Origin of the sequence: Pseudomonas sp. B10 (assembly GCF_900156235.1) — a bacterium.
Taxonomy (GTDB): domain Bacteria; phylum Pseudomonadota; class Gammaproteobacteria; order Pseudomonadales; family Pseudomonadaceae; genus Aquipseudomonas; species Aquipseudomonas siliginis.
This window is the reverse complement of the sequence record NZ_LT707063.1, coordinates 604,599-622,702: the sequence shown is the minus strand read 5'-3', so window position 1 is coordinate 622,702 and position 18,104 is coordinate 604,599. Positions and strand designations below refer to the sequence as shown.

Sequence of the window (18,104 nt, the reverse complement as noted above, 5' to 3'; positions counted from 1 at the left end):
CATGACCGCACAACTCCCGATCGAACCGCCGCCCGTGAAAAAGTCGCCGTTGCGCTATGTGAAGTGGGGCGCCGGATTGCTGGTCGCCGCGCTCGCCGCGTGGTTCCTCTGGCAGTGGGCCAACGACATGGCCGGCGTGCGCCGCGAAGCGCCGAAAGTGCCGACGATCATTCCATTGCCGCCACCGCCACCACCGCCGCCGGAGAAACCGCCAGAGCCGGAAACGCCGGTGGAAGAAAAAGTCGTCGAGCCCGAGCCAACCCCGGAGCCGGAGGAGGTCAAGCCTGAAGAAGAAGCACCGCCATCGCCGGCGGACGACCTGGCAAACCCGATGCAAATGGACGGCGACGCGCAGGCCGGCAGCGACGCTTTCAACATCGGCGCGGGCAAGGGCGGCGGCATGGCCGGTGCTGGCGGCGGGCGTTTGGGTACGGGCACGTACAGCCAGTTTCTCGCGTTCACTTTCCAGCGTTTGCTGCGCGAGAACCCCGAGCTGCGCAACCTCGCATTTTCGCTGCAGGCCGATGTGTGGCTGAGCAGCGTCGGCGAGATCACCCGTGTCGAGCTGATCAAGTCCAGTGGCAACCCGCAAATCGATACCCAGGTGCTGGCCGCTTTACGCGGTGCGCCAGCCCTCAGCGAACGGCCTCCGGCCTCCATCACTTTGCCCGTGCGCCTGTCCCTGCAAGGGCGGCGTCCGGGTTAATTCACTTATTCAAGCTTCGGCAAAAGGAGTTGTGTGCAGATGATTTCCAACGTGAATCGATTGTCCCTGGCGGTCGGCATGGTCATTGCGACCCTGGTCGGGCAGGCCGTGGCAGCGCCTGCGCCCTCGGAGAACGCCACGATCAATCTGATCCGCTTGCTGGTCGAGCAGGGCATTCTCAAGCAGGACAAGGCCGACGCGCTGATCGCCCAGGCGCAGAACGAAGCGGCGCAGGCCAAACAGGCCGCAGCGTCCACCGCGGTCGCGGCCGGGCCGGTCGCCGCGCCGGGGGATGTGCGCGTGCAGTACGTACCGGCAGCGGTGCGCGACCAGATCCGCGATCAGGTCAAAGCCGAGGTCATGGCCACCGCCAAACAGGAAAACTGGGCAGCGCCGAATACCTTCCCGGACTGGGCCTCGCGCATCAGCTTCGACGGCGACATTCGTCTGCGTGACGAATCGCGTTACTACTCGGGCAACAACAGCAACGAAATCGTCGACTTCGCCAAGCTCAATAACAATGGCCCGTACGACGTAAACCCCAACAGCAGCACCAGCCTGCCGCCGTTGCTCAATACCCGCGAAGACCGCGAAAACCTCTTTCGCCTGCGCGCACGCCTGGGCATGAAAGCGGTTATCTCGGAGGAATGGACCGCCGGCATTCGCATCGGCACCGGTTCGGACAACAACCCGGTATCGACCACGCAGAACCTCGGCGGCGGCTTTGCCAAGAAGGACATCTGGCTCGATCAGGGCTACCTGACCTGGAAGCCAATGGACGAATTGACCCTGACCGGCGGGCGCTTCGCCAACCCGTTCATGTCCACCGACATGCTCTATTCCAACGACCTGAATTTCGACGGTGTGGCGGCGATTTTCGACCACAAGCTCAACCGCGATTGGGGCGTGTTCGGCACCGTCGGCGCGTTCCCGGTGGATTACACCAACGACACCTCCAGCAGTAACGGTTTCGACAAGGAAGAGAGCGACAACAAATGGCTGTACGGCGCGCAGCTCGGCGCGAAGTGGGCGATCAATAGCAACAACCGCCTCAAAGGCGCGCTGGCCTATTACCGCTTCGACGACATTCAGGGCCAGCGCTCCAGCCCTTGCGAGCCGTGGGCCGGCGCGCCGGGCTGCGACAGCGACGGCACCCGCGCGGCGTTCATGCAGAAGGGCAACAGCGTGTTCCTGTTACGCGACATCACGCCGAACCCGCTCAACCCGAGCGCTACGCCGCAGCCGCAATTCGTCGGTCTCGCGTCCGAGTTCAACCTGCTCGATCTCAACGTCGTGTGGGACGCCGACCTGCCGCAGGACTTCAAACTGCGCAGCCAGGGCAACTACATCCACAACCTCAGCTACGACGAAGGCGACATGCGCAAGCGTTCCGCCGGGCAGATCGTCAACAACCTCGACAGCAACGGCGAGATCGAAAGCGGCGCCAATGCATGGATGGTGCAGTTCACCCTCGGCAACGCGCTGGACCTCAAGCGCAAGGGCGACTGGAACCTGTTCGCCGGCTACAAGTACATCCAGCCGGACGCCTTGCCGGACGGCTTCAACGACTCGTCGTTCCACCTCGGCGGCACCAACGCCAAGGGCTATTTCATGGGCGGCAACTACGGCCTGGCGAAGAACGTTTCCGCCACGGGGCGCTGGATGAGCACCGAAGCGGTGTACGGCGCGCCGTTCGACATCGACGTCTTGCAGCTTGAGATCAACACGCGCTTCTAAGGCGCCGGGAGAGCTTTATGAACACGCGTTTTCTCGCGCTGGGCCTGGGTTTGTTGATTGCCACCGGGGCGAACGGCGAAGGCATGGAAGAACGTTTGCGCACGCAACTGCGCAGCACCACCCAACAATTGCAGGCCCTGCAAAGCCAACAGGCCCAGGCCAGCGCTGCGCAACTGGCGGCGCAGAACGAAGCCAAGGCAGCGCAAGCGCAGATCAAGCAGCTGACCGCCGAACTGGCCAAAGCCAAAGGCCTCGCCGAGCAACTGGCCGGGCAACAACAGAGCCTGCACAGCCAGGCTCAGGCGCAAGTCGCGGCCAGTGCCGAGCAGACTGGCAAGTTCAAAAAAGCCTATGACGAATTGCTGGTCCTCGCTCGCGGCAAAGAAGCCGAACGCTCAAAGCTGCAAGCGCAACTGGCGGAACGTGACACACAAGTGCAGCAATGTTCAGCCAAGAATCAGCAAATGTACGGCGTCGCCAAACAGATCCTCACAGCCTACGAAAACATCGACGTCGCCGAAGTGATGAAGATCCGCCAGCCCTTCGCCGGCAGCGCCCGGGTCAAGTTCGATGAGCTGGCGCAAGGCTTCGGCGACGAGCTGTACAAAACCCAATTCGACGCGCCGCAAGCCGTGATCGCTCACTGATAACAAGGAAGAAAGCCATGACTCAATTGATCACCCACGTTTCCCCGCAATCACTGACCGACGTCCTGCAGGCCGCCGGTTACCGCGTCAACCAGAGCGAACAGAACGGCATCGTCCAGTTGCTCAGCGCCAGTCAGGGCATCGGCTACGCCGTGCGTTTCGGCAACCCGGCGATGGAGCAGGGCAGCTTTGTTGATTTCACCTTCAGCTGTGCGCTGCGCGTGCAGGGCGACTTGCCCCAAGGCGTGGCAGAGCAGTGGAACGCTACGCGGCGGTTTGCACGGTTGTCGTTGCAGGGTGAGTTTCTGCTGATGGAAATGGACGTGGTCGTGGCCGCAGGGGTGAGTAACGAGCACCTGCGCGGCAACCTGGAGTTGTGGGATCGCCTGTTGCAGGAGTTCATCGTTTACTTGCGCGATTTCAGCCAGACTGCTGGTGTGCAACCCGCCAAATCCGCTGTCGCCGAAGCAGAGGAAGTCGCACTGTGAAAAAGCCTGCCATGGTGATCGGCGCCGGAGCGGTGGCGTTGTTGGTGGTGGCCGTGGCGCTGGTGCTGCGACCGGGCAGTGATCCGGTCGCCGCTCAGCAGCCCTCGCCGGTAATGGCGGTTGCAGCCGGGCCAGCGGTCGCGCGGTTGGGCAATCAGCAGGTTTCGCCAGAGGAATTGCAGGCGCTGCTGGCCACTGTCCCGGCGCAAACCCGCGAGCAATTGCGCGGTAACCGTGAGGCGCTGGAGCGCTGGATTCGTGCGCGACTGGCCGAGAAAGCCGTGCTGGAACAGGCTGACGCACAGGGTTGGGCGCAGCGGCCGGACGTCGCCCGGCAGACTCGCGCAGCGACTGAGCAAATCGTGTTTCGTGATTATTTGCGCTCGGTGAGTCAGGTGCCGGCGGAGTATCCGAGCGCGGCTGAGTTGCAGCAGGCGTATGACGCGGGGAAGACCAATTGGCAGACGCCGGCGCTGTATCGGGTCAGTCAGATTTTCCTTGCTGTCAGCGATTCCGCTTCGTTGGAAACCGTGCGCAAACAAGCCGCTGAATTGAGCAAGAAGGCGCAGACAGCACCGGGCGATTTTGCGGCGCTCGCTACGCAATATTCGCAGGATCGCGTCACGGCAGAGCGGGGCGGTGATACCGGCCTGCAACCGTTGCAACAGCTGGTGCCGGAAGTGCGTGGCGCCGTGGCGCGGCTCAAGGTGGGCGCCGTGTCTGATCCGGTGCAAAGCGCCGCCGGTTTCCACGTGATCAAGCTCACCGAACAACAACCGGCCCGCACCGCGACGCTGGAGGAACTGCGCGACCAACTGACCCAGGCCCTGCGCGCACAACGCCAGGAACAGATCGCCCAGGCCTATCTGGACGGCATGCTCAACACCGCCACCCTGAGCATCGACGGCGCTGAACTGAACAAAATCCTCGAGGAAAAATACTGACGTCAGCCGAACACCAATCACCCCTGTGGGAGCGAGCCTGCTCGCGAATGCGGTGGGTCAGTCAGCGAAGATGTTGAATGTGCCAACGTTTTCGCGAGCAGGCTCGCTCCCACAATGAGATCCGGTGTATTCAGAGCAACCACATTAGATCGACAGGGAGTCATCAATGTCATTCACCGAACCCGCAGGACGCCCGGGCACCGTTGATTATCAATCGCCGCAATCCCGCTCCGAGCCCTGGCTAAACCAGGCCGCGACCATCGACAGCAAAGTCGCCCAATACTTCCTGGTCAGTGCCCGCTGCGGCTGCTTCATGCAAGCCGCGCGCAGCCTCAACGTGCGCTCGACGCTGCTGCGCAAACAGCTCGCGCAACTCGAACAGCAACTGCAACACAGCCTGTTCAGTTTCCAGGGCAGCGCCCTCAGCCTGACCCGCGAAGGCCAACAGTTGCAGGCCCGACTCAGCACCCTGGCCCACCAACGCAAACTCCCGGTCATCGAACAACCGCTGATCCGCCTCGCCATCGCCGAATCCATCCTCCACGACATCCTCGGCCGCGACCTCATCGCACTGCTGCGGCGCAATGCCAGTTTGCGCCTGGAAATCATCGCGCTTAACAGTGAACTGGCCCTGCGTGCGGTCAGTGCTGACATCGTCCTCTGGCTCGCTCCTGGCGAGCGCCCAAACCCCGGCCCGACCTTCGCCACCAGCGAACCGCAACACCTCGCGCGGATCGAGTATCTGCCGCACATTGCCAAGCGCTATTCACGGGTGACAGCGCGACCGGAAACGCCGGAAGATCTGGCGGACTTCATGCTGGTGCAGTGGCAGTGTGATCGGCAGGTTGAGAGCTTTCGGCCTTGGAATGAGTTGGTGGAGGAGAGGTTGACTGGGGTGGTACAGATGCAATCTTATGAGTTGATGCTGGAGATGATCCGGTGCGGCGCCTGCATTGGCTTGCTGCCGGCGTATATGAGCCGCTTCGACCGTGGCCTCATCGCACTGCCCGGATTATTCGCCGAACCGATGCAGCTCCATGCCTGGCTCGCCGTCAACACCGACTCGCAAAACTCCCACGAAATCAAAGCCCTCACCGACCTCATCCAGCAAACCTTCAACGAACGCCACGAATGGTTCCAGCCCTGATGCGGTCCTCCTGTCGTAGCGAGCCTGTTCGCGAAGGCGATGTAGATCCGGGCGCGTTTTCTTCGACTTAAACGACCGCAGATGCCAGAGCGCAAACCTGCGGCCAACGCCTGCGAACCCCTTGCCCAAACGCACGCATAGCGTGCGGTTCGGGAAGGGATCCGAAGCTTCTTGGTGGCGTTGTTTGCTGCAGATGAATGTGATTAAGCTACCTCGATCACCCACACTGCGTTGTCCTGGAACTTGCAAACATAAGCGTGTTTACCATCCTTACTAAAGGCCATTTCGGTAGGGAAGCGGCCTACATCGATGTTCCTGCGTACTTGAAGCGTTGCCGTATCAATTACCGCGATCATGCCATCTCTGCAGGAGGCGTACAGAAGGCTACCGTCCTGACTGAAAACGAGGTTTTGTGGACCGTGTGGGACTTCGATTTTCGCCAACACTTGCTTTAAATCCTGGTCAAACACCCAGACCTTAGTGCTTTGGTCCTGACTGACATAAACGCGGGTACCGTCCGGGCTGACAGCGACGTAAAAGCCTCTAAGATCAAACGCGACTCCAGTCGAGGTTTGATTTGTTTTAGTGTCAATCAACCGAACCGCCAGCCTGTCGGGACAAGTGAAATACGCGCGGGTACCGTCCGGACTGAAAGCAATATGATACGGATGGCCGTCGACCGAGAAGGTGGTCAGGACTTCATTCGTCGACGTATCAATGACAGAGATGCTTTTATCACTGGCATTACAAACATATGCACGGGTACCGTCCGGATTGACGGCGATCCCGGACGCGGCAAGTCCGACTTGAACTCTCTTCACGACGGTACTGCTCGCCGTGTCAATCACCAAAACCGTGTCTCCAGTACTGCCCATGTAAGCGCGCTTACCATCCGGCCTAAAGGCGATATGCCTGGCTATGTACGGGATTTTGGCGCTGACCTTATTTGTTGCGGTGTCAATCACCCATACTGATTCTTCTTCAAAATGGGCGACATAAGCCCGGGTACCGTCCGGGCTGATGGTGATGTACCTCGGTTCGTATCCGACCTTGATTTCGGCGATTGGCGTGGGCTCAACCGAGTTAGCTGATACAGGACTGCTACCGGTAATATCGAGTTCTTGAACGAGGGTATCTTTGGGACTGGACATGGCGTTGACTCCGTTTTGTGAAGTGACGGAATGAGTTAACGCGCGTTGGCGAAATTGCGCACCTGTCAAAGTTGACAGGTGCGCAGTGGTATCCGACGAGTGGTTGTCGCCGCGAACCGGCCCGCAGCCACGCTTGGAATGCGGTCAAACTGTGGGAGCGAGCCTGCTCGCGAAGGGGCCAGAATGGACACCCAACAGCTCAGCTTTCCTGCATTACTGCGGCAACTCCAGATTATCCAGCACCCGATTCACTGCCAATTCCCCGAGCATGATCAACTGCGCGATCCCCATCAGCGTTCGGCGCTGCGATGGTTTCACCAGCCCGGCGAATTCCTGGGCGATGGTTTTGGCCGAGGCGAGGGTTTCGCAGGCGTTGGCCAGCAGGTCTTCGTTTTTGGTGTCGGCGGTGACGGCGTACATGGCGCGGGGGCTGAAGGGCGGCGGGGCGGAGCCGGGTGGGCAGAAGTAGTGGTCGAGGGCGCGGTCGGCGGCTTGGTGGAGTTTTTTTGAATCGAGGGATTCGTAGGGGGAGGTGGGGTCGGATTCGGGTGGGTTGGGTGTTGGTTTGATCATGGTGAAGCTCCTAGAGTCGATGGAGCCGCCACCTTTCGCTGCGATACGAAATGGTTGGTGGCAGCTATACGCGGGTCGCAGACCGGGACTCTAGAACCGGCAGACCCGAAGGTCTCCCACGTACAGCCGCCATAAAAACAGCGGGTGTTGTGCGTCCAGAGATCGACGGGCTGCGAGACCCGATCGCTGATTCGTCAGCGACCGCACCACAATAGAATCCGCCCCCTAGGCGCACAAGCCGGCTGTTTCTGGCGTAGCTGTAGGTAATGGCGCAAGGATTTGTAGCCTGGAAGGCGTGTCAGCAGGTGTCTTTTAAACAGCGGCGTTTAAAAAGCAAAAAATTGGCGACAGCACGGTAGACGTTTGTGCCGGGAAGCAGGTGTTGGCTGCAAGGCCGCTTTCGCGAGCAGGCTCGCTCCCACAAGAATCTTCAGTGCTCACAGGTGTTGTGCCCGGGCTGGATCAAAATGTGGGAGCGAGCCTGCTCGCGAATGCAATCTGCCAGTCGACGCTTCAATCTGAGCCAACGCTTTCGCGAGCAGGCTCGCTCCCAAAATTACACCTCGCCAGATTCCAGATCAGCGGTTTAGAGTGACCAGCCACACGCTGATCACGGACCGATCCCATGTCAGAGCCAACCCCCACGATCCATCTCGAACGCTCCAACGAATTCCACCTCGAAGGCATCACTGCGCTTTACAACGACCCCGCCGTTGCGCGGCAAGTGCTGCAGATGCCGTTTCAGTCCACCGAGGTCTGGCGCCAGCGATTGCAGGCCGACAGCGAGCGCGCGCTGAAACTGGTTGCCCTGCACCAAGGCGTGGTGATCGGAAATCTCGGTCTGGAAGCCTATTCAAGGATGCGCCGCGCCCACGCCGGCAGTTTCGGCATGGCGGTCGCGGTAGCCTGGCAGGGCAAAGGCGTGGGATCGATGTTGTTGGCAGCGGCGCTGGACGTTGCCGACAACTGGATGAATCTGCACCGCGTCGAACTCACGGTCTACGCCGACAACGAGGCAGCCATCGGCCTCTACCGCAAGTTCGGTTTCGAGGCCGAAGGGCTGTTGCGTGATTACGCGGTGCGCGACGGGCAGTGGGTCGACACCTTGAGCATGGCCCGTCTGCGCGGTTCGTCGAAACCCTGAGTCAGTCGCCCAGTGCAAACGCCACTGCTGACTGTGCATGCAACTCGGTGGTGTCGAGCAGGGGCAGGGCGCTGTGTTCGGGTTTGATCAGCAGACCGATTTCGGTGCAGCCGAGGATGATCGCCTGGGCGCCACGGGCGGTCAGGGATTCGATGACGCCTTGGTAGATTTTTCGCGATTGTTCGCTGATCACGCCCACGCAGAGTTCGTCGTAGATGATCCGATGCACCTCTTTGCGCTCGGCATCATCCGGCACCAGTACGGTCAGGCCTTGGGCGATCAGACGCTGCTTGAGAAAGTCCTGCTCCATGGTAAACGCGGTGCCGAGCAACCCGACGGTGCGCGCGTCGATTTCCAATGCTGCCTGGCCGGCGGGTTCGGCGATGTGCAGGAATGGAATGGTGATGGCGCCTTGGATCTGCTCGGCGACCTTGTGCATGGTGTTGGTACACAGCACCACGCATTCTGCGCCACCGGCTTCAAGCCTGCGCGCGGCACCCACCAGAATCGCCGCTGCATCGTCCCAGCGCCCGGCGTGCTGGGCCTGTTCGACCGGGCCGAAGTCGACGCTGAACATCAATAACGGCGCCGAGCGCAACGGGCCGAGGCGATCGCGAACCTGTTGATTGATCAGGCGATAGTATTCGGCGCTGGACTCCCAGCTCATGCCGCCGATTAGGCCGATGGTGCGCATTTGTACTCCTCGGGCAGTGCCGGACTCGATGGTGCCTGGCCTGCCCGAAGTTTCCGGTGGTTTGCCGCCTCACGCCAGTCCCGGATCAACTGTATCGGCAAACTTTCATTCAGGTGTCATGGTGCTTTTTCGGGCAGCGGCTGGATGTGATTACATCTGGCTTCCAGTGTTCTGGCATAACCGACATCCGGGCGCCAAGGCTCCAGGTTCCATTCCGGCTTATCCCGCGCGATCGCCATATGGCAAATCAGCTGGTGACGCATGCCATGAGTGTTCTGCCAATAGCGACTATTGGAATAGTCGCGCGTCAGTTCATTCCAGATGAAAGGTGTGCCAGGTGACTGCGTTCTTCTGGCACAGGGCGTTGGAGTGATGGCGAGCACCCATTGATAGTCCCGGTAAAACCAATAGGCATTCTGGATGTAGCGATTACAGCGCTCGACAATCACGATCACGCTTTCGCCATCCACTGCGGAGGGTGCGGTTTCGGCAGCGGCAACCTCAGTCATGCATAACCAGGAGCCAGTCAGGGCCAATGCGAGCAAGCCATGTTTTGCGTGATATCCGTTCATTGAGTCACCACCTGATCAACCCCGACATAACCGGCCGATCTGGAGTCGGCCCTCAGATAAGAAAATAAAACCCCATCATTTTTTGACGGACCTCGGGCTGTGGCTCCAGACGTGATGAATCTCGCTTGGCTTTTTGTCGGTGACTCGATAATTGAACATGGATGAATGAAAATTTTCACTGTGCTGTTCCCTGCGTTCAGAGCCTTGTCTTCGCGGCGGCAACCACCCCGCAAGGGAATTAAACAATGGTCTTGTAATGCGGCGCACTGTCAGATCTGACAGGTAAATTCACTTTATTCAACCGTCTGTCGCCTACTGACTTAGCTAACCGCGCCTGACAGGAGAAGTTAAACGTACGTGGGCGCTTCGATCTGCCACTATCCGTTCTTGCAGGCTGAATCGAGGAACTTGCTCATGAACGACGTACAGCAACTGGGCGAAATGCTTCGCCACTATGCCGAAAGCGAAGCGCACAAGAAGCAACTGTTCACCACGCAATCGGCTGCTTGGGCGGCTCGGATTGGCGCGCTGTTCGACGAGATCGAGCAATGGCTTGAGCCGGTCAAGGCGCCGAATCTGCTGGAGGTCAGCCGCGAGGCGTATGTCGCGTTCGGGCCGAGCGTGCCGGTGGAAACCTCGACGTTCAAGACGGAAAAACTGAGCATTGTGATTGCCGGCAAACCGGTGGAGTTTGTGCCTGATGTGATGGGCAGCGGCGGGCAGATTTCCCTGGCAGTGATGGGGCTGACGGCGGCGCGGTATGGGAGCATTTCGCTGGTTGGCCTGGCGGATGGTGCGTGGCAGTGGCGCAAGACCAATGGCTTGAAGGATCCGGATACGTTTGCCTTCGACGCCGATTTCCTTGCCCAGCAATTGCAAAGCCTGATTCCTCGCGATCGCACCTAGATTGGGACGCAGAGCGTCCCGGGCTGCATTCCCACGCAGAGCGTGGGAACGATCAAACACCGCTATCGCGAGCAGGCTCACTCCTACAGGGATTGAGGCGTAGACCGGGGAAACCCTTAGGTTCGGTGCCAATCCGGCATTTTCCCTTGGGTCACTGATGGCCTTTTGGTAGAGTCGCCGTCGCCAGCGGGTTTTCGGCTGGACGATGGAACCGAAGAAGGGAGTCTGATCAGTGAGTCCGGGCAAAAAAATCCTCGGTCTCACGGCGTCGCTTTTGCTGCTGACGCTGTGGGCCAGTTACTTTTATGTATTCAAGGAAAACCGCGACGGCCAGCTCGGCGGCGTCGGCGAAAGCACCGCATGGTGCGGCACGCCACCAAACAGTGAGGCGGCGTTGCTGGGCAAGGATCAACTGACCTTGCGCGTCACCAACAACCTGCGCGGCGAATTCATGGTTGGCGGCTCGCTGGTGGTTTCCGAGCGCACCTTCAACCGCTACGACCTGGGCCGCAACGAACTGCGCCTGCGTCTGGAACCGCTGCAGTGGTCGTTCGGCGTCACGCCGATCTTCCTCGAGCAGGTCAAGGTGCAGCCGCTGAGCCGCAACCTCTCGTCGACCAATAAAAGCGCCTTCGCCGAACTTGAGCCTCGCGCAATCGGCGTGCACGCTCAGACTGCCGCGTTCCCGTTCGATACCTATCGCTACGGCTACAAACCGGTGCTGTATTACCTCAAGGGCAGCGAGCGCATCGACTTGCGCTTCAAGAACATCACCACGCTGATGGAGATGTCCAACACCTTCACGCCGATCCAGAAGTACAACCGCGCCGACTACATCAACGAGAAAAACTCGATGATCCGCGATGAGGACTACAAGCCGTACGCCGCGCATGAATGTGCGTTCAGCGTCGAGCGCAAAGGCTCGTTCAAGGTGGTGGTGCTGTTGCTTCTGCTGGTGCTGTGCCTGCCGCTGATGCTGGTGTTTTACCGCGATGAACCGGGGATCGACTTTCTCGCGACACTGGTGGGGATTGCGGTGGTGCGCACATTGCTGATCGGGCCAGTGGAAGATTTCCAGCTGTACAACATCGACTTCTTGTTTGGTGCGGCGATTTTGTTGGTGGGGACGGTGTCGCTGATCAAGGCGATGCGAGCTAATAGCCGGCGGGAGATGGCTTTGCGCAGTGGCGAGACATCGTCCTGGTAATACCGGTTGGCGAGGCACACGCGCTGTCGGATGTGAACTTTGCAATTGGCCATCGCATTTGCCGGGGTTTTGGCTATACCTGTATCTCCCCTATGCAAAATGTCTTGGCCTCCTCAAAGGAATTACAGCATGAAGCTAGCCGTCGTGATGGGCACGCTGTGCATTGCCACCCTTGGCGTGGTGGGTTGTTCCAGCAAAACCGTCGAGCCTGACCAGTATTCCGGTTTCCTCAAGGATTACAGCCAGCTGAAGGAGGCCAAGTCACCCTCTGGTGCCGAGGTGATGCGCTGGATGGACCCGAAACTCGACATCAACAAATTCACCAGCGTTTACGTAGAGCCAAGCCAGCTCTACCCGAAGCCGCAAGCCACCGAGAAAATCCCCCAGCAGACTCTCAATGGCATCACCAGTTATTACGATCAGGCGCTCAAGCGCGAACTCGGCAAATCGCTGCCTTTGGCCGCAGGTCCCGGGCCGGGCGTAATTGTGGTGCGTCCGGCGATTACCGCAGTCAGCAGCAAGACCGAAGGCCTGCAAGTCTATGAAGTGATCCCGATCGCACTGGTCGCCGCAGCAGTAAGCACGGCCACTGGCATCCGCGACCAGGAAACCACGCTGGCCACCGAAGCGGTATTCATGGACGGCGCGACCAATCATGTCATCGCGCAGGTAGTGCGCAAAGGTACCGGCAAACCGCTGGAAAACTCTTCCCAGGTGATGAAAGCCGACGACATGAAAGCGGTGATCGATGGCTGGGCAAGCGATCTGCATCAGTCGTATCTGAAACTCAAATCTGAAGCCAAATGATGCAGTAAGGCCGGTTGCCTTTTCGCGAGCAGGCTCGCTCCCACACTGGACTCGTATTCAGTATGGGAGTGAGCCTGCTCGCATTTCGGTGTATCAGTTTCGAATGTGCTGCCTGACACAACGCTTTTGCTAGCAGGCTCACCCCTTCAGGGAAGCTGCGGTGGGTTGTATACAATGTCACCGCTCAGCACCCAACAATTTCAAACAGGGCATAGGTCGTCAGCCGATTTCGTGGTTAACTTCCGCCTCTTGCATGCTTTCCAATCAAAAAACAGAAGGACTCAAGTCATGGCTCAAGTCACCCTCAAAGGCAATCCGGTTCAAGTCAACGGCCAGTTGCCACAAGCCGGTTCCAAGGCGCCAGCCTTTTCCCTGGTAGCCGGCAATTTGTCCGACGTCACCCTGCAAGACTTCGCCGGCAAACGCAAAGTCCTGAACATTTTCCCAAGCGTCGACACCCCGACCTGCGCCACCTCCGTGCGCAAGTTCAACGCCCAGGCCAACGACATCAGCAACACCGTGGTGCTGTGCATCTCCGCTGACCTGCCATTCGCCCAGGCGCGCTTCTGCGGTGCTGAAGGCCTGGAAAACGTACAGAACCTGTCGACCCTGCGCGGCAGCGAGTTCATCGAAAACTATGGCGTGGCCATCGCTGACGGCCCGCTGAAAGGCCTGACCGCTCGCGCCGTTGTGGTGCTGGACGAAAACGACACCGTCCTGCACAGCGAACTGGTCAAGGAAATCGCTGAGGAGCCTAACTACGAAGCGGCACTGTCCGTTCTCAAGTAAGGCTTTTACAATTGTTAACGGCCTGGCCCTGTCCAGGCCGTTTTCATTTGTGTATCAGGGTTTTGCCTCACACCTTGAAACGTAAGTGGAAGGTAAATTGCCGGTAAAGCTGCTTTGCTTAAATCCACTCAGTGCTTATCGTTCAGCCTCCCGTAATAGAAGCCCACGCGCCCAATGGTCAATAACTCCATGCAATCGTCCCCCCGCAAATCCCGTCGCTGGCTGATCAGCCTGCTGGTCCTGTTGGTCATCGCTGTCCTGTGCTGGAAATTCTGGCCCGCCGGCTCTGCTGACAAGGCGGGCGGCGACAAAGCGGCCGCCGGGCATACCGGGCGCTCGGGGATGATGCGGCCGGGCTTCGGCGGCGGTACCGGGCCGATTCCGGTGCGTGTGGCGCCGGCGGTGAAGGGCGACTTCCCGCTGTATTACAAGGCACTGGGCACGGTCACCGCGCTCAATACCATCAACGTGCGCAGCCGGGTGGGCGGCGAACTGGTGAAGATTCATTTCGAAGAAGGGCAGATGGTCAAGGCGGGCGACCTGTTGGCCGAGATCGATCCGCGTCCTTACCAGAATGCTTTGCTCCAGGCCGAAGGCACGCTGCTGCAGAATCAGGCGCAACTGAAAAACGCCCAGGTCGACGTCGAGCGTTACCGCGGTCTGTATAAAGAAGACAGCATCGCCAAACAGACCCTCGACACCGCCGAAGCGCTGGTTGGCCAGTACCTGGGCACGGTCAAGACCAATCAGGCCGCGGTCAACGATGCCAAGCTCAATCTCGAATTCACCAAGATCCGCGCGCCGATTGCCGGCCGCGTCGGTCTGCGTCAGGTCGACGTCGGCAACCTCGTCGCCGCCAACGACACCACGTTCCTCGCGGTGATCACCCAGACGCAACCGATCAGCGTGGCCTTCACCTTGCCGGAAAACAGCCTCGACACCGTGCTGGCCCGTTACCGCAGCGGCGCCAAATTGCCTGCCGAAGCGTGGGATCGAGGCGACACCAAGCTGCAAGCTACCGGTGTGCTGCAAAGCTTGGACAACCAGATCGACGTGGCCACCGGCACCCTCAAGTTCAAGGCCCGCTACGACAATCGCGACCAGTCGCTGTTCCCCAATCAGTTCGTCAACGTTCACTTGCTGGCCGACACGCTTAAAGGTGTAGTGCTGGCACCGTCGGCAGCAATCCAGTTCGGCACTAACGGCACCTTCGTCTATGCGCTCGACGGCGACAAGAAAGTCACCATTCGCCAACTGAAAATCGGTGCCAGTGACGGTGACAACACCGTGGTTACCGAAGGCCTCGCCGCGGGTGATCGCGTTGTGCTCGAAGGCACCGATCGCCTGAAGGAGGGCAGCGAAGTCGAAGTGGTCAATGACAGCAGCGAAGTGCCGACCTCGCCGACCGAACACCTGCAAGGCAAATCCGCCGCCAATCCTGATGCGACCACAGCCGATAAGGCCAAGAAGGGCGCATGAACATTTCGCGGCTGTTCATCCTCCGTCCGGTAGCCACCACCCTGAGCATGCTGGCCATTGTTCTGGCCGGCCTGATCGCTTATCGCCTGCTGCCGGTTTCAGCCTTGCCGCAGGTCGATTACCCGACCATCCGCGTCATGACCCTGTACCCCGGCGCCAGTCCGGACGTGATGACCAGCGCCGTCACCGCGCCGCTTGAACGCCAGTTCGGGCAGATGCCGGGTCTGACGCAAATGGCTTCGACCAGCTCCGGCGGCGCTTCGGTGCTGACCCTGCGTTTCAGCCTCGACATCAACATGGACGTCGCCGAGCAGCAGGTGCAAGCCGCGATCAACGCCGCGACCAACCTGCTGCCGACCGACCTGCCGGCACCGCCGGTGTACAACAAGGTCAACCCGGCGGACACCCCGGTGCTGACCCTGGCCATCACTTCGAAAACCATGCTGCTGCCCAAGCTCAATGACTTGGTCGATACGCGCATGGCGCAGAAGATCGCCCAGATCAGCGGCGTCGGCATGGTCAGCATTGCCGGCGGTCAGCGTCAGGCGGTGCGGATCAAGGTCAACCCCGAAGCGCTGGCGGCCAACAGCCTCAACCTGTCGGATGTGCGTACGCTGATCGGCGCCTCCAACGTCAACCAGCCGAAAGGCAACTTCGATGGCCCGACCCGGGTGTCGATGCTCGATGCCAACGACCAACTGACCTCGCCCGAGGACTACGCCAATCTGATCCTGACCTACAAGAACGGCGCGCCGTTGCGGCTCAAGGACGTCGCGGAAATCGTCGATGGCGCCGAGAACGAGCGTCTGGCCGCGTGGGCCAACCAGAATCAGGCGGTGCTGCTCAACATCCAGCGACAGCCGGGCGCCAACGTCATCGAAGTGGTCGATCGCATCAAGGCCTTGCTGCCAAGCATCACCGACAACCTGCCGGCCGGCCTCGACGTCACGGTGCTGACAGACCGCACCCAGACCATCCGCGCCTCGGTCACCGACGTGCAACACGAACTGCTGATCGCCATCGCGCTGGTGGTCATGGTCACGTTCCTGTTTCTGCGCCGCGCCAGTGCGACGATCATTCCCTCGGTCGCCGTGCCGCTGTCGCTGATCGGCACCTTTGGCGTGATGTACCTCGCCGGTTTCTCGGTGAACAACCTGACGTTGATGGCGCTGACCATTGCGACCGGTTTCGTGGTCGACGACGCCATCGTCATGCTCGAGAATATTTCGCGCTTCATCGAGGAGGGCGACAGTCCGATGCAGGCCGCGCTCAAGGGCGCGAAACAGATCGGCTTCACCCTGATTTCCCTGACCCTGTCGCTGATCGCCGTCCTGATTCCGCTGCTGTTCATGGCCGACGTGGTCGGGCGCCTGTTCCGTGAATTCGCCATCACCCTGGCGGTGGCGATCCTGATTTCCCTGGTGGTGTCGCTGACCCTGACGCCGATGATGTGTGCGCGACTGCTCAAGCGTGAACCGCAAGAACACGAGCAAGGCCGTTTCTACCGCGCCAGCGGTGCGTTCATCGACTGGATGATCAAGGAATACGGGCGGATGCTGCGCTGGGTGCTCAAGCATCAGCCGCTGATCTTGCTGGTCGCCATCGGCACGCTGGCGTTGACGGTGTTCCTGTACGTGATCGTGCCGAAGGGTTTCTTTCCGGTGCAGGACACCGGGGTGATTCAGGGCATTTCCGAAGCGCCGCAGTCGATCTCTTTCGCGGCGATGGGCGAGCGGCAGCAGCAACTGGCGAAGATCATTCTTGAAGATCCGGCGGTGCAGAGCCTGTCGTCCTACATTGGCGTCGACGGCGACAACGCCACGCTCAACAGCGGCCGCTTGCTGATCAACCTCAAGCCCCATGGCGAGCGCGATCTGACGGCCAGCGAAGTGATCGCTCGCCTGCAACCGCAACTGGACAAACTGGTCGGCATTCGTTTGTTCATGCAGCCGGTGCAGGACCTGACCATCGAGGATCGGGTCAGCCGCACCCAGTACCAGTTCAGCATGTCCTCGCCGGACTCGGAATTGCTCAGCCAGTGGAGTGGCCGTCTGGTCGAAGCCCTGGCGCAGCGTCCGGAGTTGACCGACGTTGCCAGTGATTTGCAGGACAAAGGCTTGCAGGTCTATCTGGTGATTGACCGTGACGCCGCATCGCGCCTGGGCGTGTCGGTGGCGAATATCACCGATGCGCTATACGACGCCTTCGGCCAGCGGCAGATTTCGACCATTTATACTCAGGCCAGCCAGTACCGCGTGGTGCTGCAAGCCCAAGCCGGGGAGAAGATCGGCCCGCAGGCGCTGGATCAGATTCACGTCAAGACCACCGACGGCGCGCAGGTACGCCTGTCGAGTCTGGCGCATGTCGAAGAACGTCAGGCGCAATTGGCGATCACCCATATCGGCCAGTTCCCGGCGGTGATGATGTCGTTCAACCTCGCGCCGGGCGTGGCGTTGGGGCATGCCGTAGACATCATCGAGCAAGTGCAGCAGGACATCGGCATGCCGGTCGGCGTGCAGACTCAGTTCCAGGGCGCGGCGCAGGCGTTCCAGGCTTCGCTGTCGAGCACCTTGCTGCTGATTCTGGCGGCGGTGGTGACCATGTACATCGTCCTCGGCGTGCTCTACGAGAGCTACATCCACCCGATCACCATTCTTTCGACCTTGCCGTCCGCCGCAGTCGGTGCCTTGCTGGCGTTGCTGCTCAGTGGCAACGATCTTGGGATGATCGCGATCATTGGCATCATTCTGTTGATCGGTATCGTCAAGAAGAACGCGATCATGATGATCGACTTCGCCCTCGACGCCGAACGCACCCAGGGCATGGCCCCGGCAGAGGCGATCTATCAAGCGGCGCTGCTGCGCTTCCGGCCGATTCTGATGACCACGCTGGCGGCGTTGTTCGGCGCAGTGCCGCTGATGCTGGCCACGGGGTCTGGCGCGGAACTGCGTCAGCCGTTGGGTCTGGTGATGGTCGGTGGCTTGTTGGTGAGCCAGGTGTTGACGCTGTTCACCACGCCAGTGATTTACCTGTACTTCGACCGCCTCGGAAGGCGCTTTGGCAAGGCCAAGGCTGAAGGTGAAGAGGTCGCGGTATGACCCCGCAATCAGCAT

General features: G+C 60.1%; 17 protein-coding genes. 13 read left to right on the top strand and 4 right to left on the bottom strand.

The window, feature by feature from the left end; all coding sequences use genetic code 11:
- The first annotated feature begins 1 nt into the window (after position 1).
- The 6 genes from BXA01_RS02715 to BXA01_RS02690 all read left to right on the top strand — a co-directional run bounded on the left by BXA01_RS02715 (position 2) and on the right by BXA01_RS02690 (position 5,669).
- Positions 2–706, top strand: a complete 705-nt coding sequence (locus BXA01_RS02715; RefSeq protein ID WP_024012851.1) for an energy transducer TonB family protein — start codon at positions 2–4, stop codon at positions 704–706.
- Positions 707–745: 39 nt separating this feature from the next.
- Positions 746–2,443, top strand: a complete 1,698-nt coding sequence (locus BXA01_RS02710; RefSeq protein ID WP_024012852.1) for a putative porin — start codon at positions 746–748, stop codon at positions 2,441–2,443.
- 17 nt (positions 2,444–2,460) lie between these two features.
- A complete protein-coding gene (locus tag BXA01_RS02705; RefSeq protein WP_076563122.1) occupies positions 2,461–3,090 on the top strand; it encodes a DNA repair protein in 630 nt (209 codons plus the stop codon).
- Positions 3,091–3,107: 17 nt separating this feature from the next.
- Positions 3,108–3,578, top strand: a complete 471-nt coding sequence (locus BXA01_RS02700) for a YbjN domain-containing protein (protein WP_076563120.1) — start codon at positions 3,108–3,110, stop codon at positions 3,576–3,578.
- Positions 3,575–4,522 (top strand): peptidylprolyl isomerase, encoded by a 948-nt coding sequence (locus BXA01_RS02695; RefSeq protein ID WP_076563119.1) that lies wholly within the window; start codon positions 3,575–3,577, stop codon positions 4,520–4,522. Before BXA01_RS02700 ends, BXA01_RS02695 begins: the two co-directional genes overlap by 4 nt.
- 166 nt (positions 4,523–4,688) lie before the next feature.
- Positions 4,689–5,669, top strand: a complete 981-nt coding sequence (locus tag BXA01_RS02690) for a LysR family transcriptional regulator (RefSeq protein ID WP_076563117.1) — start codon at positions 4,689–4,691, stop codon at positions 5,667–5,669.
- A 203-nt stretch (positions 5,670–5,872) separates the two neighbouring features.
- Here the strand turns inward: BXA01_RS02690 and BXA01_RS02685 are convergent, their stop codons facing one another.
- Both BXA01_RS02685 and BXA01_RS02680 read right to left on the bottom strand, forming a co-directional pair.
- Entirely contained in the window at positions 5,873–6,820 is a 948-nt protein-coding gene (locus BXA01_RS02685; RefSeq protein WP_076563115.1) for a cytochrome D1 domain-containing protein, read from the bottom strand.
- Between the two features lie 213 nt (positions 6,821–7,033).
- Entirely contained in the window at positions 7,034–7,393 is a 360-nt protein-coding gene (locus BXA01_RS02680; RefSeq protein ID WP_076563113.1) for a DUF6124 family protein, read from the bottom strand.
- Between the two features lie 625 nt (positions 7,394–8,018).
- Here BXA01_RS02680 and BXA01_RS02675 point away from each other — a divergent pair.
- Positions 8,019–8,537, top strand: a complete 519-nt coding sequence (locus tag BXA01_RS02675) for a GNAT family N-acetyltransferase (protein WP_076563111.1) — start codon at positions 8,019–8,021, stop codon at positions 8,535–8,537.
- 1 nt (position 8,538) lies between these two features.
- Here the strand turns inward: BXA01_RS02675 and BXA01_RS02670 are convergent, their stop codons facing one another.
- On the bottom strand, positions 8,539–9,231 hold the full coding sequence (locus tag BXA01_RS02670) for an aspartate/glutamate racemase family protein (protein WP_076563109.1): 693 nt from the start codon (positions 9,229–9,231) through the stop codon (positions 8,539–8,541).
- Positions 9,232–9,347: 116 nt separating this feature from the next.
- Positions 9,348–9,803 carry a DUF2599 domain-containing protein gene (locus tag BXA01_RS02665; protein ID WP_076563107.1) on the bottom strand — a complete coding sequence of 152 codons (456 nt, stop codon included), beginning with the start codon at positions 9,801–9,803 and terminating at the stop codon, positions 9,348–9,350.
- Positions 9,804–10,217: 414 nt separating this feature from the next.
- On the opposite strand from BXA01_RS02665, the gene BXA01_RS02660 reads away from it, so the two are divergent.
- The 6 genes from BXA01_RS02660 (at position 10,218) to BXA01_RS02635 (ending at position 18,089) form a co-directional block, all read left to right on the top strand.
- Positions 10,218–10,709: a hypothetical protein gene (locus tag BXA01_RS02660; RefSeq protein WP_076563105.1), complete on the top strand. Its 492-nt coding sequence runs from the start codon at positions 10,218–10,220 to the stop codon at positions 10,707–10,709.
- 232 nt (positions 10,710–10,941) lie between these two features.
- On the top strand, positions 10,942–11,916 hold the full coding sequence (locus BXA01_RS02655; protein ID WP_076563103.1) for a hypothetical protein: 975 nt from the start codon (positions 10,942–10,944) through the stop codon (positions 11,914–11,916).
- A 129-nt stretch (positions 11,917–12,045) separates the two neighbouring features.
- Positions 12,046–12,723: a DUF3313 domain-containing protein gene (locus BXA01_RS02650; protein WP_076563101.1), complete on the top strand. Its 678-nt coding sequence runs from the start codon at positions 12,046–12,048 to the stop codon at positions 12,721–12,723.
- A gap of 288 nt (positions 12,724–13,011) precedes the next feature.
- Positions 13,012–13,512 carry a thiol peroxidase gene (gene tpx / locus BXA01_RS02645; RefSeq protein WP_076563099.1) on the top strand — a complete coding sequence of 167 codons (501 nt, stop codon included), beginning with the start codon at positions 13,012–13,014 and terminating at the stop codon, positions 13,510–13,512.
- Positions 13,513–13,686: 174 nt separating this feature from the next.
- Positions 13,687–14,991 (top strand): MdtA/MuxA family multidrug efflux RND transporter periplasmic adaptor subunit, encoded by a 1,305-nt coding sequence (locus BXA01_RS02640; RefSeq protein ID WP_041481001.1) that lies wholly within the window; start codon positions 13,687–13,689, stop codon positions 14,989–14,991.
- The gene (locus BXA01_RS02635) at positions 14,988–18,089 is read left to right on the top strand and encodes an MdtB/MuxB family multidrug efflux RND transporter permease subunit (protein ID WP_076563097.1); all 3,102 of its coding nucleotides are present in this window, start codon (positions 14,988–14,990) and stop codon (positions 18,087–18,089) included. The genes BXA01_RS02640 and BXA01_RS02635 overlap by 4 nt, the downstream gene beginning before the upstream one ends.
- Positions 18,090–18,104: the final 15 nt, after the last annotated feature.